Raw genomic sequence first — 21,300 nt, forward strand, 5'->3', positions numbered from 1 at the left:
TCAGCCCTCCCCGGATTCGTCCGCTATCCCGGATACCTCCGGGAGTTCGGTCCGTGTCATCAGCCGCATCAGGCCCTCCTGGGTGGCCTCCGCCCGGTCCAGCACCCCGGTCAGCCGGCCGAACGCCATGGTGGCGATCCGGTCGCAGAGGCCGAGCAGCTCGGAGAGCTCCGACGAGATGACCACCACCGCCTTGCCCCGCGCGGCGAGTTGGTCGATCACTGCGTAGATCTCGGACTTGGCGCCGACGTCGATGCCCCGGGTGGGCTCGTCGAGGATCAGCACCTGCGGTTCGGCGTTGATCCACTGGCTGAGCACCACCTTCTGCTGGTTGCCGCCACTGAGCCGGCCGACCTGTTCGAAGACGGTCGGGGCCTTGATGTTCATCGACGTTCGGAACCGCTCGGCGACCTGCCGCTCGCCGTGCGCGTCCACCAGGCCGCGCCGCGCCATCCGGGGCAGCGCGGCCAGCGAGATGTTGCGGGAGATGTTGTCGATCAGGTTGAGGCCAAAGGTCTTGCGGTCCTCCGTGACATACGCGATGCCGTGCCCGACCGCCTCCGCCACCGTGCGGGTGGAGATCTCCCGGCCGTGCAGCTCGACGGAGCCCCGTTCGTAACGGCCCCAGGAGCGTCCGAAGACGCTCATCGCCAACTCCGTGCGCCCCGCGCCCATCAGCCCGGCGATGCCCAGGATCTCCCCGTGCCGCACTTCGAGGGAGACCGAGTCGACGACCTTCCGGCCGGTGTCCACCGGATGCCGCACCGTCCAGTCCCGCACGGTCAACGCGACCCGCCCGGCCAGCTCGCCGGTGTAGGGCGTGCGGTCGGGGAAGTACTGGTCCAGCTCGCGGCCGACCATCCGTTCGATCAGCTGGTCCTCCGAGACCCGCGAGGGCTCGCCCGGCTGCTCCCGCACGGTCAGCGTGTCGATGGACCTGCCGTCCCTGATCACGGTCACCGAGTCGGCGACCTGCCGCACCTCGTTCAGCTTGTGCGAGATCAGGATGCAGGAGATGCCCTGCGCCCTGAACTCCCCGATCAGCTCCAGCAGTTTGCGGCTGTCCTCGTCGTTGAGCGCGGCCGTCGGCTCGTCCAGGATCAACAGTTTGACGCGTTTGGCCAGGGCCTTGGCGATCTCCACCAACTGCTGCTTGCCCACGCCCAGTTCGGAGATCCTGGTGCCGGGCCGCTCGTCGCCGAGGTTGACCCGGCGCAGCAGCCGTTCCGTCTCCACCAGGGTGTTCGACCAGCTGATCACGCCGCGCCTCGCGCGCTCGTTGCCCAGGAAGATGTTCTCCGCGATGGACAACTGCGGTATCAGCGCCAACTCCTGATGGATGATCACGATGCCGCGCGCCTCGCTGGCCCGGATGTCACGGAAGGCGCACGGCTCCCCGTCGAAGCGGATCTCGCCGCCGTAGGAGCCGTGCGGGTGCACCCCGCTGAGCACCTTCATCAGGGTCGACTTGCCGGCGCCGTTCTCGCCGCAGATCGCGTGCACCTCGCCGGTGCGCACGGAGATGTCGACGCCGTCCAGGGCCTTGACGCCGGGGAAGCTCTTGGTGATGCCGCGCATTTCCAGCACATGTGGTGGCATGGCGTGTACCTCCTCTGCCCAACTCCCCGGATCAGCCGGTCACCTGCGCCTCGGAGTAGTAGCCCTCGTCGATCAGCAACTGGTAGTTGTCCGCGTCGACGCTCACCGGCTCCAGCAGATAGGCGGGGACCACCTTCACGCCGTTGTCGTAGGTCTCGGTGTCGTTGAACTCGGGCTCCTCGCCGGCCAGCAGCGCCTCGCCCATCGCCACCGCCTGCCGGGCCAGCTCCCTGGTGTCCTTGTAGACCGTCTGCGTCTGCTCGCCGGCCACGATCGACTTCACCGAGGCCAACTCGGCGTCCTGGCCGGTGACCACGGGGAACGGCGTGTCGCCCGAGCCGTAGCCGACGCTCTTGAGCGCGGAGAGCACCCCGATGGAGATCCCGTCGTAGGGCGACAGCACCGCGTCCACCGGCTCGCCCCGGTAGTGCGCGGTCAGCAGGTCGTCCATCCGGTTCTGCGCGGTGCCGCCGTCCCAGCGGTCGGTGGTGACATCGCTCAGCCCCGTCTGGCCGCTGCGGACGGTGAGTTGACCGCTCTCCAGATACGGGCCGAGGACGCCGGTGGCGCCCTCGAAGAAGTAGCGGGTGTTGTTGTCGTCGGGGGAGCCGGCGAACAGCTCGATGTTGAACGCGTCGTCGGGGTTCTCGTCCAGGGCGAGCGCGTCCACGATGTACTGGCCCTGGAGCTCGCCCACCCTGGCGTTGTCGAAGGTGGCGTAGGCGTCCACGTTCTCCGTGTTCATCAGCAGCCGGTCGTAGGCGACCACCGGGATGTCGGCGTCGGCGGCCTGCTGGAGCACGTTGCTGAGGGACGACCCGTCGATGGCGGCCACCACCAGCAGGTCATGACCTCGGGCGATCATGTTCTCGATCTGGGATATCTGGTTCTCCACCCGGTTCTCGCCGTACTGGAGGTCCGTCTCGTAGCCGGCCTCCTCGAAGAGCGAGACCATGTTGTCGCCGTCGGCTATCCAACGTTCCGACGACTTGGTGGGCATCGCGATGCCGACGGTGCCGCCCTCGGCGTCGGCATCGCGGCCACCGCCGTCGTCCGAGTCCTGACCGCAGGCGGTCAGGGCAAGGGCGAGGGCGGCGGCCGACGCGAGAGTGCGGGTCGCGGCTCGGGCACGAGACATGGAAGGTCACGTCCTTTCGACGGATGGCGCCTCTTCTGCTGTGCTGGTGCTGCCGTTCGCGGCCTGGCCGGGAACGGCCGTGCTGGAGGTGGTTCCGGTGGTTCCCGCGTCGCCGTCGTGGGGAAAGCGACGCAACTGGCCGGGCAGCCGGGAGCCGAGCGGCGACATGCCGCCGTCGGCGCCGAGCCTGGCCAGCAGATCGAGGGCGAGCCGCCCGCGGCGGACCCGCTCCCGTGCGGTGGCGAGCGTGACATCCCGCAGATGCGCCCCGTACGGGTAGATCGAAGGGGCCTTGCTGAGCCCGAACTTGAGGTAGATCGGCGCCCCGCGCCCGATCAGCTCGGCGATCTCGTGCATCCGCACATAGCCGCCGAGGTCGTCGGGGGCCTCCAGATAGAAGTCCAGCGGCACCCGGCTGACCCGGCGGATCTCGGCCAGATGCTCAAGGGTGAGATCCGAGGGGACGTTCACCGAGTCGGCGCCGAGACGCTCGTGCACGGAGACGGAGACCGGGTTCACCGGGCCGATCAACGCCGACACCTTGAACGTGGTGTCGGCCGGCAACACCCCGTCGGCGCGCAGCTGGTGCAGCACCCAGAGCACCCCCTCGTCGGCCACCAGCAGGCAGCGCACGCCGAGCCGGGAGGCGCGGATCGCGTCCTCCACGCAGCCGGCGACCGCGCGCTGACCCCGGGCGCGCAGCCCGGCGCCGCCGGACGAGGTGCGGGTGCCGGCGCCGATGTCCCAGGTGCCGCGCGGCCCGGTGAACAGGCACAGCTCGACGCCGGCCGTGGCGCAGGCGTCCACCATCTCGGTGATCTCGGCGTCGGTCAGCATCCAGATGCCGCTGCCCTGACTGATCCGGTGGATCGGCACGGACAGCCGCTCGGCCTCGGCCAGCACCGTGTGCAGCGCCTCGGGGCCCTCGACGGACGGGATCTCGGTGCGCCACGTGCCGCCGTCGGGGAAGGCGTGCGGGGAGGTCTCGGACGGGAGGTCGGCGGACGGGGCGTAGCCGAGCGCGGCGAGTGCGGCGTCGCCGGGGCGGCGGACGGAGGATGCGGCGGGGTCAGACACGATGCTCCAGAGGTGCGTTTCGTTCGGCATTTCGATCATGGTTCGGTTTTCGGGAGGTGGGTGGCCACCGCTTGGCCCGCCGGTCAGGGCGTCAGCAGCACCTTGCCCACGGCCGGGTCACCGCTGCCGACCAGTTTCATCGCTTCCCCGAAAGACGCCAGGGGAAGCTGATGCGAGATCAGTTTCCTGGGACGGAGCAACCCGTGGTCGAAGGCGTGCACAGCGTAGGACCAGGCCGCCGGCGGGGCGCCGAACACATTGGTCACGGTCAGTTGGTTGACCAACAACAGCACGGGGTCGAGGCCCTTGGCGCCCGGCTCGGGAACCCCGGTGAGCACCACCCGGCCGCCCCGGCGCGCGAGCCGGCAGGCGTCGGCGGCGGTGCCCGGGGCGCCCGCCGTCTCCACCACCAGGTCGAACTCCCCTTCGGCGGCGTCCAGTCCGTCGGGCGCCAGGGTGTCCCTCGCGCCCATCTCACGGGCCAGCTCCAGGGGCCTCGGCCGGGGATCGACGGCCAGCAGCGCCACGGGCGACGAGGCCGCGAGCAGCTGGGTGGCCAACAGGCCGAGCGTGCCGCAGCCCAGCACGGCGATCCGTTCCCCGGCGCGCGGCGCGGCGCGCAGCACGGCGGCGGCCACCACGGCCGCCGGCTCAAGCAGCGCGGCGGCCGTCAGATCGGCGTCCGGGGCCAGCGGGTGCAGCAGCCGCGCCGGGAGCCTCAGGAAGTCGGCGAAGGCGCCCGGCTCGGTGAAGCCGGTCTCCGCGTAGCCGCTGGTGCAGAGCGTCTGTTCACCGGCCCGGCAGCGCGCGCAGCGCTGGCAGGCGCGGAAGCCCTCGGCCACCGTGCCGCGCCCGAGCAGCGCCGGATCGACGCCGGGGCCCACCGCGTCCACCGTGCCCGACCACTCGTGCCCCGGCACCACCGGATAGCGGACATAGCCGGCCGGCCGGGTGCCGTCGAACAGCTCCCGGTCGCTGGCGCAGACCCCGGCCGCGTGCACCGCCACCCTGACCTCGCCGGGTCCTGGGTCCGGGCGTTCGCCCTCCACCAGCCGGAAGACGCCCGGCTCGTCGACGACGACGCTGCGCGCGCCGACCATCAGCGGCCCCCGCCCTGGGCGCCCTCGCGCTTCTCCCAGCCCTCGGCCCACAGGTCGAACCTGGCCTGCTGCTGGGGGAACTCGGCTGCCGCATCCGTGTCCAGCGTGACGCCGAGGCCCGGCGCGTCCGAGAGCGTGAAGTAGCCGTCCACCACCTCCGGCGCGCCCTTCACCACCTTCTTGATCTCCGCGTCGGCGAAGTCGTTGAAGTGCTCAAGGATCTTGAAGTTCGGTGTGCAGCCGGCCAGTTGCAGGCTGGCGGCGGTGAGCACCGAGCCACCCACGTTGTGCGGTGCGATCAGCACATAGTGCGTCTCGGCGGTGGCCGCGAGCTTGCGCATCTCGCCGATGCCGCCGAGATGGCCGAGATCGGGCTGGATGATGTCGGCCGCCTGCGACTCGAACAGCTCCCGGAACTCGATCCGGTCGTGGATGCGCTCCCCGGTGGCGATCGGCAGCGTGGTCTTCTCCGCCACCTTCTTCAGCGCCTTGAGGTTCTCCGGCGGCACCGGCTCCTCCAGCCAGGAGGGGGCGAACGGCTCCAGCTCCCTGGCCAGCCGGATCGCCGTGGCCGGGCTGAACCGGCCGTGCATCTCCAGCAGCAGCTCCCGCTCGGGGCCGATGGCGTCCCGCACGGCCTCCACCAGTGACAGCGAGCGCACCGTCTCGGCGTGGTCGAGCTCGAAGCTGCCGGTGCCGAACGGGTCGAGCTTGAGCGCCAGGTAGCCGCGCTCGACGACCGCCTCGGCCGCCTTGTGGAACGCCTCGGGGGTGCGTTCCACGGTGTACCAGCCGTTGGCGTACGCCTTGACCCGGTTGTCCGACACATCGGCCCGGCCGCCGAGCAGCTGCCAGACGGGCACCCCGAGGGCCTGGCCCTTGATGTCCCAACAGGCCATCTCCACGACCGCGATGCCGGACATCACGATCTCGCCGGCCCGGCCGTAGTCGCCCGTCTTCATCCGGCGCACCAGATCCTCGACGGCGAACGGGTCGGAGCCGGCGATGTGGTTGGCCTCCGCCTCCCGGAGGTAGCCGAGCAGGGCGTCGGTGTGCCCGAGCATCCGCGTCTCGCCGACCCCGGTCAGTCCCTCGTCGGTGTGCACCTGGACATAGGTCAGGTTCCGCCAGGGTGTGCCCACGACATGTGTGCTGATTCCGGTGATGCGCACGGGCTCGGACCTCCAGCTGTTCGATATTTCGTCATGCGTTCGAAATGCTGAGCAGAACGTAATGACCCAGCCGTTCCGCTGTCAATGGCGCGGACGGGCGCGGGGCCGGAACGGAGCCCGTGGCGCGGTCAGTCGACCGTCGCCCGCGTGACCTCTTCATAGGCCAGGGCGGCGAGTGAGGACTGCCCCTCCCTGCTCGGATGGAACCAGTCCCAGTCGCTGATGTGGTCCGTCGTGAAGGCGAAGTCGAACGTGGCGCCCCCGTCGTAACGGCAGAGCGCGTCCGCCGCGCAGACCTCGGCCAGCGCCTCGTTGTACTCCCGCACCCGCTGGCTCACCTCCGCCCTGCGCTCGGTGGCCTCCGCGCCCTGCTCCGTCGCGTCCGCCAGCATCGAGGGACAGACGTCGGCCAGCCGCCACACCAGCCGGGCCAGTGTCGAACCCTGGCCCTCGGCCCAGAGCCGCTCCAGATCCGGGACGCTGGACACATAGACCTGGGTGTCGGGCGAACCGGCGCGCAGCACGTCGAGCGCCGCCGCGAAGTCCGCCCGGAACTCCGCCGCGTCCGTCATCGCCGAGACCTCGGTGGCACAGGCGTCGTTGCCGCCGATCAACACCGTCACCAACTCAGGCTCCAACGCCACCGCCTCGGCCGCCTGCGCCGGCAGGTCCGCCACCACCGCCCCCGAGACCGCCAGATTCCACGTGCGGTCGGCCAACGCCTCCTCGTCCCCGAGCAGCCGCAGCGCCAGGCTGTCCACCTCGCTGTCGGTGCCGGTGGCCCACGACACCTCGGGACAGTCGGACAACAGGGCGCAGGCGTCAAAGCCGCGCGTGATGGAGTCACCCATGGCCGCTATCGACGTGGGCTCGGTGTTCCAGACCGGCCCGGCCGGCGCGCCCCGGTCCTCGGCCTCCACCTCGCCGACCGCGCCGCCCTCCTCCTCGGCGGCCCCTTCGGCCCCCTGACCGGCCGAAGTGCACCCCAGCAGCAGGGCGGCGAGCGCCAGCGGCGCGACCAGGGGGCGAGCGGCTGCGACCATGTTGACGGTCATGGGGTCTCCTCGGTTCTCCCGCTGTTCGGGCGTGCTCTCGGTGTGGGCACCGACGTTGTCCCGGCGGGCCTCGCGTCGAGCGGTAGCTTGGACCTGGCACGGGTGGGCGCCTGGTCCACGTCCTGGCTTGGCGGATCTCTGGGAAGTCGCTGGAACTCCCTGGGACAAGGCTAAGAGATGACCGGACGTCATGGGGTGTCCGCTTTGCCGAGAAAAGACGTCAGTGGTGTTTACTGTTCGTGCGCGGTTCGGGTCACGGTGGGGCGCCTCGAAGCTCGCGGCGGGCGCAGGTTGGGAAGTGGAGGTCCCGATGACGACACGTGGTGTTCTGTATGTGCACTCCGCCCCCCGCGCGCTGTGTCCCCATATCGAATGGGCGCTCGCCTCGGTGCTCAACTCCCGGGTGAGCCTGGAGTGGATCAGACAGCCCGTCTCCCCGGGCACCTGGCGCGCCGAGTTCTCCTGGCAGGGCGAGCCGACCACCGCCTCCCATCTCGCCTCCGCGCTGCGCGGCTGGCAGCTGCTGCGCTACGAGGTCACCGCCGACCCCGGCTCCGCCGCCGAGGGCGAACGTTACAGCTGCACACCCGAGCTGGGCATCTACCACGCGATCACCGGGCGACACGGCGACATCATGATCCCCGAGGACCGGCTGCGCGCCGCTGCCGCCCGCGCCGCCGCGGGCGAGACCGATCTCCAGTCCGAGATCAGCCGCCTGCTGGGCAAGCCCTGGGACGACGAGCTCGAACCCTTCCGGCACGCGGGCGAGGGCGCCCCGGTGCGCTGGCTGCACCAGGTCGTCTGACGCCGGCCACCGGGGCGGCCGGCGGGCGCGGCATAACCTCCCGTTCGCGAAAGCGAGTTAGCGTGCGGCCATGATCGACAACAGCGCGGAACGCACCACGGATCCCACCTCCATCGCCGTGCTCGGCACCGGCATCATGGGCGCGGCGATGGCCCGCAACCTCTGCCGCGCCGGCCTCGATGTGCGGGTCTGGAACCGCACCAGGGCGAAGGCCGAACCGCTCGCCGAGGACGGCATCCTGGTCGCCGAGACCCCGGCCGAGGCCGTGACCGGCGCCGGCGTCGTCCTCACCGTCCTCCACGACGGCGACGCCGCGGCCGACGCCGTCACCGCCGCCCTCCCGGGGCTCGCCCCCGACGTCGTCTGGGCGCAGAGCTCCACCGCGGGTGTCGCCGGCCTCGACCGGCTGATCGCCCTCGCCGACCAGCACGGGCTCACCCTGATCGACGCCCCCGTGCTCGGCACCCGACAGCCGGCCGAGGAGGGCATGCTCACCATCCTGGCCGCCGGACCCGAGTCCACCAGGGGCCGCCTCGGCCCCGTGCTGGCCGCGATCGGCAGTCGCGTCGTCTGGGTCGGCGACACACCCGGCGCCGCCACCCGGCTCAAACTCGTCTGCAACAGCTGGGTGTTGGCGATCACCCACGGCACCGCCGAGGCGCTGGCGCTGGCCCGGGGCCTTGGCGTCGACGTCGCCGACTTCCTGGACGCCATCGCCGGCGGCCCGCTCGACCTCGGCTATCTGCACACCAAGGCGGCGGCCATCGAGGCCGGCGAACTGGCCCCCAGCTTCGCTGTCGACACCGCGCTCAAGGACGCCCGCCTGATCGTCGACGCGGCCGACGACGCCGGCGTCCGTCTCGACGTGGCCGCCGCTGGGCTCGAACGGCTGGCCCGCGCCTCGGCCCAGGGCCACGGCGACCGGGACATGGCCGCCTCCTACTACGCCAGCTTCGACCCCGAGCCGGCGGCCGGCTGACCCAGCAGCCCCGCAACCGCGTGCCCGGCCCGGACGGCCGCGGCGGCGTCGGCACCGAGCTGGATCGAGTGGTTCAGGCTCATCATCACGCCGTACAGCTCGAAGACCAGCTGCTCGGAGTCCGTCTCGGGCGGCAGCTCCCCCCGCGCCACGGCCGTCCGCAGCTCGCCCGTCAGCCGCCGCGCCCACGCGCGGAACTGGCGCCGCAGCAACGCCAGCACGCGGCCGTCCCTGCCGTCGAACTCGAACGTCGAGCTGACGAAGAGGCAGCCGCCGGGGAACACCCCCCGCTCCAGATACGAGATCCACGCGGCGCAGACCGCGCGCAGCCGGGGCAACCCGGGGGTGGCGCCCGACGCGGGGCGCCACACCTCCCGGTCGAAGATCACCGCGCCGCGCTCCAGCGCGGCCAGCTGGAGGGCCTCCTTGGTGCCGAAGTGCCCGAGCAACCCCGACTTGCTGATGCCGAGATCGGCCGCCAACCGGCCCAGGGTCAGCCCGCTCAACCCCTCCACGGACGCGACGTCAACGCTCCGCTGGATGATGCGCTCTCGGGTTCGCCCGGCCTCGGCCAGGGAGTGACGGGGGCTCATGACTCCACTATAGAGACCTTCGGCCTATAGCGTCCGACCGGTCGGTCGCTATCATGCCTCCCATGACGCGCATCCACGCCCTCGGGCACTACCAGCCCGAGCAGGTCCTCACCAACGACGAACTCGCCACGATGGTGGACACCAACGACGCCTGGATCAGGCAGCGCACCGGGATCGCCACCCGGCACATCGCCAGGGACGAGTCCGTCGCCGACCTCGCCACCGCGGCGGCGGGCAAGGCGCTGGCCGCCTCGGGGCTGGCCCCCGAGCAGATCGGCCAGGTGGTCGTCGCCACCTGTAGCGCCAGGGACCGGGTCCCCAGCAACGCGGCCAGGGTCGCCGGCCGGCTCGGCATCCCCGACGCCGTCACCTTCGACCTGAACAACGGCTGCGCCGGCTTCACCACGGCGCTCGCCATCGCCGACCACACGGTGCGCGCCGGCGCGGCGTCCCACGCGCTGGTGATCGGCGCCGAGCGGATGTCCGAGGTCACGGACTGGACGGACCGCTCCAGCTGCGTCCTGCTCGGCGACGGCGCCGGCGCCGTGGTGATCGGCCCGGAGGAGCCGGACGCCCAGCACGACGGCATCGGCCCGGTCGTCTGGGGCTCCGACCCGACGCGCGCCGACGCGGTCCGCCTTGAGGGAGCGTGGCAGCCCAGGTTCGGGCAGGAGGGCCAGACGGTCTTCCGCTGGGCCACCACCGAGTTGGCGCCCATCGCCCGCCTCGCCCTTGAGCGGGCCGGCGTCGCCCCCGCCGAGCTGGCCGGCATCGTCACCCACCAGGCCAACCTGCGCATCATCGAATCGCTGGCCCGGCAGCTGAAGGCGCCCGACGCCGTGGTCGCCACGGACGTCGTGCGCTCCGGCAACACCTCCGCGGCCTCCGTCCCGCTGGCGCTGGCCAAGCTGGTCGAACGCCGCGAGATCCCGATCGGCGCCCCCGTCCTCCTCTTCGCCTTCGGCGGCGGCCTCTCCTGGTCGGGACAGGTCATCCGCTGCCCCTGACGAACCGCCCGGGCGGCGGGGACTGTCAGTGCCGGCTGGCACGATTCGCCCATGACTGACTCCGCCGCCATCAGGGCGTACTGGGACGCCGCCGCGCACGGGTTCGACGACGAGCCGGACCACGGGCTGCGCCAGGAGCCGACCCGTGCCGCGTGGGCCGCACGCCTGGCCTCCTGGATACCGGGGCCCGCGCGGGACGTTCTCGACGTCGGCTGCGGCACCGGCTCGCTCTCCCGGCTGCTGGCCGAGGCGGGGCACCGGGTCACGGGGGTGGACCTCGCGCCGAGGATGGTCGATCAGGCGCGCGCCAAGCTGGCCGCCGCCGGCCTTCGGGGCAGGTTCCTGGTGGGCGACGCCGAGGCCCCGCCCACCGGCGAAGACACCTTCGACGCGGTTCTGTGCCGGCACCTGGTGTGGACCCTGCCCGACCCCCGTGCCGCGCTGCGCGCCTGGGTCTCGCTGCTTCGTCCTGGGGGCACGCTCCTGCTGGTCGAGGGGCGGTGGCGGCAGCCGGGCCAGGCCGGCCAGGGCTATGTCGCCGGGGCGGCGGAGCTGCCCTGGAACGGCGGCGTAGCCGCGGCGGAACTGGCCGCCGCCGTCCGGCCCCTGGTGGCTCGGGCGCGTGTCGAGCCGCTCGGCGGCGACCCCGCGCTGTGGGGTGGGCCGGTGGCCGACGAACGCTACGCGCTGATCGCCCGCGTCTGACCTGGCGGTCGGCCACCGGCCGCGCTGGCCACACGGGGCGGCGGGCGGCGGGCCCCGCGCAGACCGCCGCAGCCTCAGAGATCTGTGGGACCCCGGGCGAAGCCCGGGGTCCCACAAGGGCGGTTGTGCGGCGCGGCTAGACCGTGCGGAGGGCCAGGACCACGTTGTGGCCGCCGAAGCCGAAGGAGTCGCTGAGGGCGGCGATGGTGCCGCTGGGCAGCGGGCGGGGCTTGTCGATCACGATGTCCGCGTTCACCTCGGGGTCGAGGTTGTCCACGTTGATCGTCGGGGGCGCCACCCGGTGGTGGAGGGCGAGCGCCGTGGCCACCGTGGCGACGCCGCCGGCGCCGCCCAGCAGGTGGCCCGTCATCGACTTGGTCGCCGAGATGGCCACCTGGTCCAGGTGTTCGCCGAAGACCTCCCGCAGCGCCCGCACCTCGGCCAGGTCGCCCTGGGGGGTCGACGTGGCGTGCGCGTTCGCGTGGGCCAGCTGCTCCGGCTTCAGGTCGGTGTTGGCCAGCAGGTTCCGCAGGGCCATGGCGATACCACGGCCCGTCGGCTCGGGCTGCGCGATGTGGTGCGCGTCGGAGGAGAGCCCCTGACCGAGGAGTTCGCAGTACACCCGGGCGCCTCGTCGCGCCGCGTGGTCGGCGGACTCCAGCACCACTATGCCGGAGCCCTCACCCAGCACGAAGCCGGTGCGGTCCACGTCGAACGGCCGGGAGGCCGACTTCGGGTTCTCGTTGTCCTTGGACATCGCCATCATGTTGGCGAACGCCGCGATCGGCAGCGGATGGACGCTGGCCTCCGTGCCGCCGGCCACGACCACGTCGGCGCGGCCGGAGCGGATCATGTCCCAGGCGTAGCCAACGGCCTCGGCGCCCGAGGCGCAGGCGCTCACCGGGGTGTGCACGCCGGCGCGCGCGCCCACGTCCAGACTCACATTGGCCGAGGGGCTGTTGGGCATCAGCATGGGGACCGTGTGCGGCGACACCTTGCGGGGGCCGTGCTCCCTGAGCTGGTCGTACTGGCTCAGCAGGGTGGTCACCCCGCCGATGCCGGAGGCCACCACGACGCCCAGCCGATCGGGATCGACGGAGGCGTCCTCGCCGGCTCTGCCCTGGAAACCGGCGTCCGCCCAGGCCTCCCTCGCGGAGATCAGCGCGAACTGCGCTGACCTGTCCAGCTTGCGGGCCTGCGGTCGGGGCAGGATCTCGCTCGGATCGACCGCGGCGGACGCGGCGAAGGTGACCGGGAGATCGGCCGCCCACTCCTGGGTGAGGGGACGCGCACCGGACTCACCGGCGAGCATCGCCTCCCAGGTGGTCGCGCTGTCGCCACCCAGCGGTGTGGTTGCGCCGACACCGGTGACAACCACCGCTCGATTGGTCGCGTTCACAGTTCTCTTACTCCGCTAGATCGGGGATGGTGCCGCTGGCCACCCCGAGGGGTGGCGAACAGCGCGTGGAGCCTCGGGGGTCGCCCCCGTCAGTCCTGGTGGTCGGCGATGTAACCGACGGCGTCGCCCACGGTCTTGAGGCCCTTGACGTCGTCGTCCGGGATCTTGACGCCGAAGCGCTCCTCGGCGGCGACGACCACCTCGACCATGGACAGCGAGTCAACGTCGAGGTCGTCGGTGAACGACTTCTCCTCGGTCACCTCGTCGTTGGGGATACCGGCGATCTCGTTCACGATCTCGGCGAGACCGGCGATGATCTCTTCCCGGCTGGCAGCCATGACGGCGCTCCTTCGTATGCTGCGGTGGGGTACCGCGTGGATGGTGATCCATGGACCCTGGGCCGGAACCCGGATGAGACGCTCGGGTTCCCGCCGGTGAGGTCCTTGCTTAGGGGAGGGTAACGACCATGGCCGCGTACACCAGACCCGCCCCGAAGCCGATGACGAGCGCGGTGTCGCCGCTTCTCGCCTGTCCGGTCGCCAACATCCGCTCCATCGCGAGCGGGATCGAGGCGGCCGAGGTGTTGCCCGTGGTCTCGACATCTCTGGCCACCGAGACATGCTCCGGCAGCTTGAGAGTCTTCACCATCGAGTCGATGATCCGCATATTGGCCTGGTGCGGGATGAAGACGTCCAGATCATCCACGGTGATACCGGCGGCGTCCAGGGCCTGCTGAGCGACCTTGGCCATCTCGTAGACGGCCCAGCGGAACACCGCCTGGCCCTCCTGACGCAGGGCCGGGAAGCGATCCCCTGGCTGGTACTCGTTCCAGGGAACCGTCTGCCCGATGACGTCCGCCTTGTCGCCCTCGGAGCCCCACACCGTGGGGCCGAGAGCCGGCTCAAGCGAGGGGCCGAGCACCACGGCGCCGGCTCCGTCGCCGAACAGGAACGCGGTGGAACGGTCGGTCAGGTCGGTCAGATCCGACAGCCGCTCGACCCCCACCACCAGCACATGGCTGGCGCTGCCGTCCACGATCAGGCCCTTGCCGATGGCCAGGCCGTAGCCGAAGCCGGCGCACGCGGCGGAGATGTCGAACGCCGCCGCGTTCTCCGTGCCGAGCCGGTGCGCGATCTCGGTGGCGATGCCCGGGGTCTGCGAGAAGTGGGACACCGTGGAGATGACCACGGCGTCCACCTGGCGCGCGGTGATCCCGGCGTCGGCGATCGCCTTGCCCGCCGCCTCAAGAGCCATCTGGGCGACGGTCTCCTCCGGGCCGGCCCAGTGCCGGGTGACGATCCCCGAACGCGAACGAATCCACTCGTCCGAGGACTCGATGTGCCGGAGGATCTCCTCGTTGGGCACGACCCGGGTCGGCCGGTAGCCACCGACGCCGACCAGCCGCGCATAGGGTGCGCCGCGGCTGGCCTTGAGTGTGGCGGGGGGCATGTCCTGCTCCTATTCGGCTGTCTCGTGGGCTCGGTCCGCGTACTCGGCTATGAGCGCGCGGGCCGCCTCCAACTGGTCCGGGCGCTTGATCGCGACCCGGGTCACGCCGGGCAGGTTCCGCCGGGCCAGGCTGGACAGCGTGCCCGCCGGCAGAAGCTCGATCATCGCGGTGGCGCCCAACCGCTGGAACGTCTCCACGCACAGGTCCCAGCGGACCGGGCTCGACACCTGCGCCACCAGCCGGCGCAGCACCTCGGCGCCGTCCGTCAGCGCCGCGCCGTCCGCGTTCGAGACGAACGGGACCCCCGGGTCCTTCGGCGTGAGCCCGGCCACCGCGCGTTCCATCTCCGCGACGGCGGGCTCCATGTAGGTGGTGTGGAAGGCGCCCGCCACCTTGAGCGGCAGGACCCGCGCCTTGTCGGGCTTGTCGGCGAAGAGCGCGGCGAGCTGCTCCAGCGTGCCGGCCGCGACCAGTTGGCCACCGCCGTTGTTGTTGGCGACCGTGAGGCCCAACTTCTCCAGCGCCGCCGCCACCTCGTCCGGGTCGCCGCCCAGCACGGCCGACATCCCCGTCTCGGTGACCGAGGCGGCCTCGGCCATCGCGCTGGCCCTGCGGGCCACCAGCGCCATCGCCTCGCGCTCCGTCAGGGCACCGGCGATGACCGCGGCCGGCAGCTCGCCGACGCTGTGCCCGGCGACCGCGCCCAGCACCCGGGCCGGCGTCGGCGCGGACTCCGCGCCGAACAGCTCACCCGCGGACAGCAGCGCGCCGGCCACCAGCAGGGGCTGGGCGACCGCGGTGTTTCTAATCTCGTCGGCGTCCGCCTCCGTTCCGTAACGGATCAGATCGAGGCCGACCACTTCGGACCAGTCGCCAAGGCGATCGGCCACTCCAGGAAGTTCGAGCCACGGTTCGAGAAAGCCAGGGGCCTGGGAGCCCTGGCCGGGGGCGACGAGTACGAGCACCTTCTCACTCTCTCCCGGTTCGGGGGTCCGCCACCGGTGGTGGCGAGAACGAAGAACAGTCGTTGGATTTGTAGCCATCCCATAAAAGTCAGGCGACGGGATCCCCATCAGCGAGCCGACCGAGCATCAGGGCGATGCGCAGTGTAAAGGCCGACCGCACATCGGAAGGGGGCCACCCGGTGACATCAGTCACACGCCTGAGGCGGTAGCGAACGGTGTTGGGATGGACAAACAACATTCTGGCGGCACCCTCCAGACTGCTGGCCTGCTCCAGATAGACGCTCAACGTCTCCAGCAGCGCCGAGCCCGCCTCCTGCAACGGTCTGTAGATCTCCTCCAGCAGCAGCGTGCGCGCGGCGGGGTCGCCCGCCATCGCGCGCTCCGGCAGCAGATCGTCGGCCAGCACCGGACGCGGGGCGTCCGGCCACGCCGCGCAGGCCCGCAGGCCGGCCGCGGCGGCCCGCGCCGAGCGGGTCGCGGACAGCAGATCCCGCACCACGGGACCAGCCACCACGGGCCCCTCGGCGAACGGACCGATCAACGCCTTCGCCGCCTGCACGGGATCGTCGCTGCCCCCCGCGACCACCACCAGCCGCTTGCCGAGCACGCCGGTCAGCACCTGGAGCTTCGCGTACCGCGCCGCCCGGCGGATCGCCTCCACCGTCAACTCGCTGTCGCCGCTGGGCGCGCTGCCCAGCACCACCACCACATGCTCGGGGGTGCGCCAGCCCAGCGCCGCCGCCCTGGACACGTCACTCTCGTCCGCCTCGCCCGACACCACCGCGTTGACCACGAGCGACTCAAGCCGCGCGTCCCAGGCGCCGCGCGCCTCCGCCGCCTGGGCGTAGACCTGCGCGGTCGCGAACGCGATCTCCCTGGCGTAGACCAGCAGCGCGTTGCGCAGCGCCGTCTCGCTCCCCGACGGCGCGAGTTCGTCCACCGCCGACTCCATGACCTCGATGGTGGTGCGCACCATCTCGACCGTCTGTCGCAGCGTGACCGCCCGGGTCAGCTCGCGGGGCGCGGTGCCGAAGACATCGGTGCTGATCGCCTGCGGCGTGTCCGGATGCCGGAACCACTCGGTGAACGCGGCGATCCCCGCCTGGGCGACCAGCCCGATCCACGAGCGGTTCTCCGGCGGCATGGCGCGGTACCAGGACAGCTGCTGATCCATCCGCGCGATCGCGGCGGCGGCCAGCTTGCCCGAGGACTGCTCAAGGCGGCGAACGGTGGCGGCATGAGCCTGCTTCTCATCGGCATCGGACACGGGTCCAGCCTGCCTCATTTCCCTCAGCCCCATGCCTCGGGGGGTCTCACCCGGCGCCGGGGCGCCGGCCGAAGTGCGGGATAACCTGGGCCGCATGGAGCGAACCGGGGTCCTGATCGTGCGGGCTGAGGACCGCTACCGAGGCGGCGACCCGGCCGCCGGCATCGACACCCGGCACGCGTTCTCCTTCGGCGGCTTCTACGACCCGGACAACCTGCGCTTCGGCCAGCTGACCGCGTGCAACGAGGAACGGCTCGCCCCCGGCGCCGGCTTCGCGCCGCACCCGCACCGGGACGTGGAGATCGTCAGCTGGGTCATCGAGGGCGAGCTGACCCACGAGGACGACACCGGCGCCAGGACGGTCCTCCGGGCCGGCGACCTCGCCCGGCTGACCGCGGGGGCCGGGGTGCGGCACAGCGAACGCAACGACGGGACGCTGCCGCTGCGGTTCGCGCAGATGTGGCTCATCCCCGAGGCGGCGGGCGGCCCGCCCGAGTACGACGTGGTGCGCGGCCTCGCGCCGGGCGCCCCGTACCGCCTCCCGCGCACCTCGGCCACCCTGCGGCTGCTGCGCCTGGCGGCGGGCGAACGCACCGAGCTCCCGCCCGGTTCGCTGCGTCATGTGCAACTCATGTCGGGTGAGGCCGACCTGGTCACCTCCGGTGCGGTGGACCACCCCCGCCTGGCGGCGGCCGACAGCGCGCGACTCACCACCCCACACCCGGTGGCGCTGGCCGCCCGCGCCCCGACCGAGGCCCTCCTCTGGCACCTGGGCCGGTGACCCGGCTGGTCTGACCCTCCCACCCGCCCCGCCCCCGAGGGCCCGCCCTCCAGGCCCAGGGCCCGGCCCGTCCAGGGCCAACGCGGCCTCGGTCCTGGCCCGACCGGGCCATGGCCCGGCGGAGCCGGCCCGTCAGCCCTGCCAGGGTTTGCCCGGCCTTGGGCCCGGCCCGCTTCGGGTCTGGCCCCGCCGGGCTTGCCTGGTCTTGGGTTTGGCCCCGCCGGGGCCTGCCCGGCCTCGGGTCTGGCTCCGACAGGGTCTGCCCCGCTTCGGGTCTGGCCCCGTCCAGGCCCGCCGGGCCTCCGGCTTGGCTTCGCCAGGGTTTGCCCGACCTTGGGCCCGGCCCGCTTCGGGTCTGGCTACGCCAGAGCCCGCCCGGCCTCCGGCTTGGCTGCGCCCAGGCCCGCCGGGCCCTCCGGCTCGGCTCCGCCCGGGTCTGCGCGGCCTTGGGCGCGGCCGGGCCATGGCCCGGCGGCCCCGGCCCGTCAGCCCTGCCAGGGCCTGCCCGGGCTCGGGCTCAGCTCGGCGAGGACGGCGTCGGTGAAGGTCGGCCAGACCTGGACGGCCCAGGGGCCGAAGGGGCGGTTGGTGAGGGTGGCGCAGGCGGCCCCCGCGTCCGGGTCGATCCAGAGGAACGTGCCGGCCTGGCCGAAGTGGCCGAAGGTGCGGGGGGAGGAGTGCGCCCCGGTCCAGTGGGGGGACTTGCGGTCGCGGAGCGAGAAGCCGAGGCCCCAGTCGTTGGGCTTCTGGTGGCCGTAGCCGGGCAGGACGCCGCTGAGCCCGGGGAAGACCACGGACGTCGCCTCGTCCAGCGTCTCGCGGGCCAGCAGCCGGGGGGAGAGCAGCTCGGCGCCGAAGCGCATGAGGTCCGCGACTGAGGAGACGCCGTCCTTGGCGGGGGAGCCGAGCAGTTGGGTCGCGGTCAGGCCGAGCGGCTCGGAGACCGCCTGCCGCAGGTACTCCGCGAAGGGCATCCCCGTCGCCTTGGCGATGACGTCGCCCAGGACCTCGAAGCCCGCGTTGGAGTAGAGGCGGCGCTCCCCGGGCGGGGCCGCGACGCGGTGCTCGTCGAAGGCGAGCCCGGAGGCGTGGGCCAGCAGATGGCGGACCGTGGAGCCCTCGGGCCCCGCCGGCTCGGCCAGCTCGATCGCGCCCTCCTCGACGGCTATCAGCGCGGCGTAGGCGGTCAGCGGCTTGGTGACGGACGCCAACGGGAGGGCCTGCTCGATCGGCCCCCGGGTGCCGGCCACCGCGCCGTCCGCCGTGACCACCCCCGTGGCCACCGTGTCCACCGGCCAGCTGTCGATCAACTCCAGGCTTCGCATGTCGCCGAGCGTAGCGCGGGCCCCTGACAGCGGGGCCCGTGGGACCGGGAGGGACCAGGGGGACCGGGAAGCGAGACGGCTTGCCTGGAGTGCGCTCTAACCTTCTAGCGTGGGGGGTATGACCCTGACGCAGACCCAGTCGTCGCTCTCGCCGCACGCGGATGACCAGACCGAGCAGGTGGATCACTGCGCCGCGTTGGACCGGCCGAACCCGCGTCCCGAGGGGGCGGACCACTACACCATCAGCGAGGTGGCCGACCACACCGGCCTGAGCGCGCACACGCTGCGCTGGTACGAACGCATCGGGCTCATGCCGCATATCGACCGTTCGCACACCGGTCAGCGCCGGTACCGCAACCGGGACCTGGAGTGGCTCGCCCTGGTCGGCAAGCTGCGGCTGACCGGTATGGCGGTGGCCGACATGGTGCGGTACGCGGATCTGGTGCGGCAGGGCGACGACACCTTCGCCGAGCGCCGCGAACTGCTGCGCGCCACCCGGGAGGACGTGCGCCGGCGGATCGCCGAGCTCCAGAGCACGCTGAACGTGTTGGACTTCAAGATCAGCATCTACACGGACATCCAGGACTGAGCACGGCTCCCGGGGCCCCGCTCACAGCTCCGCGAGCAGCGACCGCTTCTTGGTGGTGAACTCCTCGTCCGTCAGCAGACCGGCCTGGTGCAGGTCGCCGAGGTGGCGGATGCGGTCGGCTATGTCCGCAGGGTCGGCCCGGTACTCGCGCCCCACGCCGTCCCTGCGGCCGTTGCCGCTGGGCTGGGCCGCGCGTATCGACTCCAGCACGGCCGCCGCGAGCGGCAGCGACTCGTGTACCAGGCCGTAGCCGATGTCGAAGACCACCGTGGCCGGATCCTGGTCCACCGGGGGCTGGTCCGTCTCCGGCTGCCCGTCCTGCCCGCGCCGCAGGAGCCGCAGATGGCCGCCGGAGACCTCGGGCGAGCGCCACTCGATGTCGGCCAGCTCGCCGACCGGGAAGAACTGGTCCCCCGCCTTCCACTTGGCCGAGGAGGCGCCCGTCCGGAACCAGCGGAAGGTGACCAGCTTCCCGTCGAAGGAGACCTTCCCGTCGTACGCCTTGAACTGGAGCGGCGTGGCCGGGGCCGAGACCAGATGGCGGTCCGCCTCCTCGCCGGCCTCGGGGCCGAGCGCCGAACGCACCTCGCTGGCGTAGTAGTCGGCGAGGGTCTCCCGCTCGGCTGGCAGCACCAGCCGATACGGGTCCGCCGCCTGCCGCAGCTGCCCGGCCGCCGCCTCCACCAGCGGATCGGCGCCCGGGCGCGGCACCGCGTGCAGCACCACCGTTCCTTTGCGGGCCCCCGGGGCCAGCTCGACCGAACTCAACGCCTCGTACGGGATGCGTCGTTCGCCCAGCGCCTGGAAGAGCTTCGGCGTGCGGATCCCCCGTTCGAAGCGGATGAGCACGGAGTCGGTGTCGAACTCCCATGTGGAGTGGATTCCGGCCAGCACATCACCCATGCGGGTCATCGTAAGGGGCGGCACCGACGAAAAGACTTCCCCCGGATGGGTGTGTTCGCGTCAGCTTGTCGGACTGCCGGCGTGAACTGGCTCGGGGCACGCGGCGAACGACGCGCAACCGTCGGCGCCGGGGGCGCATTCCGTCGCGGTGTTCGCGCCGGCTCCCACCAGCGCGAGCGTGCGTAGGCTGCGCGCCCCCGGCTGGTAGTAGCCGTCGTGGCCGTGCGCCCCCTCGTCGCTGAGGCGGCGCGCGCCGAACGAGGGGGAGACGGGGTCAGTGCCGTGCCCGACCGGGCCGATCGAGAGATGCGGCAGGTCGGCGACCCAGTCGTCCGCCGCCCGCATCGCCCAGACCCGGGCCGAGGTGCCCAGCTCGGTGACGTCGTCGGCGCGCATGCCCGGGCTGCCGGTGACCGCGATATCGGTGACGCGGGACGGGAGCTCGTCGGCGGCGACGCCGCAGACCACGGAGCCGTAGGAGTGGCAGAAGAGCGCCACGTCGGCTTCGGACGGCAGCCCGGCCAGGGTGTCGAGCAGCCGCTCGGCGCCGCGTTCCGCGCGCCCGGCCGTCGCGGCCGACATGGCGAGGCCGCGTGGCGCGTCGTAGTCGGCCCAGGCGATGGTGGCGCCGGCGACCTCGGGCGCCTGGGCGCGCTGTTCGGCGTAGAGGGCCTGGGCCATGCCGGCGGGGGCGGCGTACCGGCCCTCGGTGCGCTCGAAGGTGACCAGGTCGGTGTCGACGCCCGGCACCACCAGGGAGATCCGGTCCGCCGTCGTCAGGTCGCCGAACACCTCGGCGACCCGGCCTGACCCGGTGGGGTCGAACGCGAGGATCTGCCGGTCGGCGCGGAGCAGGGAGGCCAGCCGGTGGGCGCGGCGCGCGGCCTCCCGCTGGCCGTCGGGGGAGAGCCGCTCGTCTTCCGCGCGGCGCAGTTCGACCGCTCTGGCGTCCTCGATCGCCGACCGGTTGGCCTGGTAGCGCAGCGCGACGGGCGCGCCGGACAGGTTGCCGACCACGAGCGGGAAACGTTCCGCCAGCTGCTCGCTCCGCTCGGCCCCCAGGCCGGCGAAGAACGCCGCCACCTCCCCGGACGAGGCGTCGGCCGAGGGCGGCTGATGGCCGGCGACGGTGGCGTGTGCCCAGTCGCGCAGCTGGAGTTCGAGCGGGTTCGGCGTCTCCTGGCGGGTGCTGGCCAGCCAGCCGGCGGTGGCCAGCACGACCAGCACCACGGCCAGCGCGAGCAGCACTCGACGGACGGGGTGGGCCGTGCCGGGAAGCCAAGACCCCCGGGCGGGCTGATGAAATGACAAAGATGACAGCACTGCCGGCCGATGATACGTGCCCGGATGGGGCATTCGGGAGGGTTGCCAGGGAAACATCGTCGCTGCCC

The 21,300-nt window shown here is 72.3% G+C and carries 21 protein-coding genes; 6 read left to right on the forward strand and 15 right to left on the reverse strand.

The features are described from left to right. From K4G22_RS22925 to K4G22_RS22950, 6 genes are all read right to left on the reverse strand, one after another. Positions 1-1,599: an ATP-binding cassette domain-containing protein gene (locus K4G22_RS22925; protein WP_228082229.1), complete on the reverse strand. Its 1,599-nt coding sequence runs from the start codon at positions 1,597-1,599 to the stop codon at positions 1-3. A 31-nt stretch (positions 1,600-1,630) separates the two neighbouring features. Then, positions 1,631-2,737: a multiple monosaccharide ABC transporter substrate-binding protein gene (gene chvE / locus K4G22_RS22930; RefSeq protein ID WP_228082230.1), complete on the reverse strand. Its 1,107-nt coding sequence runs from the start codon at positions 2,735-2,737 to the stop codon at positions 1,631-1,633. Between the two features lie 6 nt (positions 2,738-2,743). Next, positions 2,744-3,844, reverse strand: a complete 1,101-nt coding sequence (locus K4G22_RS22935) for a hypothetical protein (RefSeq protein WP_425336739.1) — start codon at positions 3,842-3,844, stop codon at positions 2,744-2,746. A gap of 53 nt (positions 3,845-3,897) precedes the next feature. Continuing rightward, entirely contained in the window at positions 3,898-4,914 is a 1,017-nt protein-coding gene (locus K4G22_RS22940; protein WP_228082231.1) for a zinc-dependent alcohol dehydrogenase, read from the reverse strand. Next, positions 4,914-6,086, reverse strand: coding sequence for a mandelate racemase/muconate lactonizing enzyme family protein (locus tag K4G22_RS22945; RefSeq protein WP_228082232.1), 1,173 nt, complete (start codon positions 6,084-6,086; stop codon positions 4,914-4,916). Before K4G22_RS22945 ends, K4G22_RS22940 begins: the two co-directional genes overlap by 1 nt. Positions 6,087-6,214: 128 nt before the next feature. Beyond that, positions 6,215-7,141 (reverse strand): GDSL-type esterase/lipase family protein, encoded by a 927-nt coding sequence (locus tag K4G22_RS22950; RefSeq protein WP_228082233.1) that lies wholly within the window; start codon positions 7,139-7,141, stop codon positions 6,215-6,217. A gap of 310 nt (positions 7,142-7,451) precedes the next feature. Between K4G22_RS22950 and K4G22_RS22955 the strand changes: the two genes are divergently transcribed. Beyond that, entirely contained in the window at positions 7,452-7,946 is a 495-nt protein-coding gene (locus K4G22_RS22955; protein WP_228082234.1) for a DUF3145 domain-containing protein, read from the forward strand. A 70-nt stretch (positions 7,947-8,016) separates the two neighbouring features. Next, positions 8,017-8,925 (forward strand): NAD(P)-dependent oxidoreductase, encoded by a 909-nt coding sequence (locus K4G22_RS22960; protein ID WP_228082235.1) that lies wholly within the window; start codon positions 8,017-8,019, stop codon positions 8,923-8,925. Here the strand turns inward: K4G22_RS22960 and K4G22_RS22965 are convergent. After that, positions 8,889-9,518 (reverse strand): TetR/AcrR family transcriptional regulator, encoded by a 630-nt coding sequence (locus K4G22_RS22965; protein ID WP_228082236.1) that lies wholly within the window; start codon positions 9,516-9,518, stop codon positions 8,889-8,891. The two genes, K4G22_RS22960 and K4G22_RS22965, sit on opposite strands and share 37 nt — an antisense overlap. 53 nt (positions 9,519-9,571) lie before the next feature. Between K4G22_RS22965 and K4G22_RS22970 the strand changes: the two genes are divergently transcribed. Next, positions 9,572-10,525, forward strand: a complete 954-nt coding sequence (locus K4G22_RS22970; protein ID WP_425336740.1) for a beta-ketoacyl-ACP synthase III — start codon at positions 9,572-9,574, stop codon at positions 10,523-10,525. Positions 10,526-10,576: 51 nt separating this feature from the next. Then, positions 10,577-11,230 (forward strand): class I SAM-dependent methyltransferase, encoded by a 654-nt coding sequence (locus tag K4G22_RS22975; RefSeq protein WP_228082238.1) that lies wholly within the window; start codon positions 10,577-10,579, stop codon positions 11,228-11,230. Between the two features lie 136 nt (positions 11,231-11,366). Here K4G22_RS22975 and K4G22_RS22980 read toward each other — a convergent pair whose 3' ends face one another. The 5 genes from K4G22_RS22980 to K4G22_RS23000 form a co-directional block, all read right to left on the reverse strand. Further along, entirely contained in the window at positions 11,367-12,629 is a 1,263-nt protein-coding gene (locus K4G22_RS22980; protein WP_228082239.1) for a beta-ketoacyl-[acyl-carrier-protein] synthase family protein, read from the reverse strand. An 89-nt stretch (positions 12,630-12,718) separates the two neighbouring features. Beyond that, the gene (locus K4G22_RS22985) at positions 12,719-12,967 is read right to left on the reverse strand and encodes an acyl carrier protein (RefSeq protein WP_228082240.1); all 249 of its coding nucleotides are present in this window, start codon (positions 12,965-12,967) and stop codon (positions 12,719-12,721) included. A gap of 109 nt (positions 12,968-13,076) precedes the next feature. Then, positions 13,077-14,078 carry a ketoacyl-ACP synthase III gene (locus K4G22_RS22990; protein WP_228082241.1) on the reverse strand — a complete coding sequence of 334 codons (1,002 nt, stop codon included), beginning with the start codon at positions 14,076-14,078 and terminating at the stop codon, positions 13,077-13,079. 9 nt (positions 14,079-14,087) lie between these two features. Next, the gene (locus tag K4G22_RS22995) at positions 14,088-15,044 is read right to left on the reverse strand and encodes an ACP S-malonyltransferase (protein ID WP_228082242.1); all 957 of its coding nucleotides are present in this window, start codon (positions 15,042-15,044) and stop codon (positions 14,088-14,090) included. Between the two features lie 88 nt (positions 15,045-15,132). Beyond that, positions 15,133-16,311: a PucR family transcriptional regulator gene (locus tag K4G22_RS23000; RefSeq protein ID WP_228082243.1), complete on the reverse strand. Its 1,179-nt coding sequence runs from the start codon at positions 16,309-16,311 to the stop codon at positions 15,133-15,135. 94 nt (positions 16,312-16,405) lie between these two features. Between K4G22_RS23000 and K4G22_RS23005 the strand changes: the two genes are divergently transcribed. Next, entirely contained in the window at positions 16,406-17,092 is a 687-nt protein-coding gene (locus tag K4G22_RS23005; protein WP_228082244.1) for a pirin family protein, read from the forward strand. A gap of 485 nt (positions 17,093-17,577) precedes the next feature. On the opposite strand, the gene K4G22_RS23010 is transcribed toward K4G22_RS23005, so the two are convergent. Further along, on the reverse strand, positions 17,578-18,417 hold the full coding sequence (locus tag K4G22_RS23010) for a serine hydrolase domain-containing protein (RefSeq protein WP_228082245.1): 840 nt from the start codon (positions 18,415-18,417) through the stop codon (positions 17,578-17,580). A gap of 118 nt (positions 18,418-18,535) precedes the next feature. Between K4G22_RS23010 and K4G22_RS23015 the strand changes: the two genes are divergently transcribed. Further along, positions 18,536-19,006 (forward strand): MerR family transcriptional regulator, encoded by a 471-nt coding sequence (locus K4G22_RS23015; protein WP_228082246.1) that lies wholly within the window; start codon positions 18,536-18,538, stop codon positions 19,004-19,006. Between the two features lie 21 nt (positions 19,007-19,027). Here K4G22_RS23015 and K4G22_RS23020 read toward each other — a convergent pair whose 3' ends face one another. Continuing rightward, on the reverse strand, positions 19,028-19,909 hold the full coding sequence (locus tag K4G22_RS23020; RefSeq protein ID WP_228082247.1) for a DUF4429 domain-containing protein: 882 nt from the start codon (positions 19,907-19,909) through the stop codon (positions 19,028-19,030). A 60-nt stretch (positions 19,910-19,969) separates the two neighbouring features. After that, the gene (locus K4G22_RS23025) at positions 19,970-21,157 is read right to left on the reverse strand and encodes an alpha/beta hydrolase (protein WP_228082248.1); all 1,188 of its coding nucleotides are present in this window, start codon (positions 21,155-21,157) and stop codon (positions 19,970-19,972) included. Positions 21,158-21,300: the final 143 nt, after the last annotated feature.

The organism is Streptomyces profundus (genome assembly GCF_020740535.1).
GTDB classification, from domain to species: domain Bacteria; phylum Actinomycetota; class Actinomycetes; order Streptomycetales; family Streptomycetaceae; genus Streptomyces; species Streptomyces profundus.

Bases quoted from the DNA above. Each gene is read 5' to 3' on its own strand.
- K4G22_RS22925 (WP_228082229.1), bottom strand. From the start codon at position 1,599: ATGCCACCACATGTGCTGGAAATGCGCGGCATCACCAAGAGCTTCCCC.
- chvE (WP_228082230.1), bottom strand. From the start codon at position 2,737: ATGTCTCGTGCCCGAGCCGCGACCCGCACTCTCGCGTCGGCCGCCGCC.
- K4G22_RS22935 (WP_425336739.1), bottom strand. From the start codon at position 3,844: ATGCCGAACGAAACGCACCTCTGGAGCATCGTGTCTGACCCCGCCGCA.
- K4G22_RS22940 (WP_228082231.1), bottom strand. From the start codon at position 4,914: ATGGTCGGCGCGCGCAGCGTCGTCGTCGACGAGCCGGGCGTCTTCCGG.
- K4G22_RS22950 (WP_228082233.1), bottom strand. From the start codon at position 7,141: ATGACCGTCAACATGGTCGCAGCCGCTCGCCCCCTGGTCGCGCCGCTG.
- K4G22_RS22955 (WP_228082234.1), top strand. From the start codon at position 7,452: ATGACGACACGTGGTGTTCTGTATGTGCACTCCGCCCCCCGCGCGCTG.
- K4G22_RS22960 (WP_228082235.1), top strand. From the start codon at position 8,017: ATGATCGACAACAGCGCGGAACGCACCACGGATCCCACCTCCATCGCC.
- K4G22_RS22965 (WP_228082236.1), bottom strand. From the start codon at position 9,518: ATGAGCCCCCGTCACTCCCTGGCCGAGGCCGGGCGAACCCGAGAGCGC.
- K4G22_RS22970 (WP_425336740.1), top strand. From the start codon at position 9,572: ATGCCTCCCATGACGCGCATCCACGCCCTCGGGCACTACCAGCCCGAG.
- K4G22_RS22975 (WP_228082238.1), top strand. From the start codon at position 10,577: ATGACTGACTCCGCCGCCATCAGGGCGTACTGGGACGCCGCCGCGCAC.
- K4G22_RS22985 (WP_228082240.1), bottom strand. From the start codon at position 12,967: ATGGCTGCCAGCCGGGAAGAGATCATCGCCGGTCTCGCCGAGATCGTG.
- K4G22_RS22990 (WP_228082241.1), bottom strand. From the start codon at position 14,078: ATGCCCCCCGCCACACTCAAGGCCAGCCGCGGCGCACCCTATGCGCGG.
- K4G22_RS23005 (WP_228082244.1), top strand. From the start codon at position 16,406: ATGGAGCGAACCGGGGTCCTGATCGTGCGGGCTGAGGACCGCTACCGA.
- K4G22_RS23010 (WP_228082245.1), bottom strand. From the start codon at position 18,417: ATGCGAAGCCTGGAGTTGATCGACAGCTGGCCGGTGGACACGGTGGCC.
- K4G22_RS23015 (WP_228082246.1), top strand. From the start codon at position 18,536: ATGACCCTGACGCAGACCCAGTCGTCGCTCTCGCCGCACGCGGATGAC.
- K4G22_RS23020 (WP_228082247.1), bottom strand. From the start codon at position 19,909: ATGGGTGATGTGCTGGCCGGAATCCACTCCACATGGGAGTTCGACACC.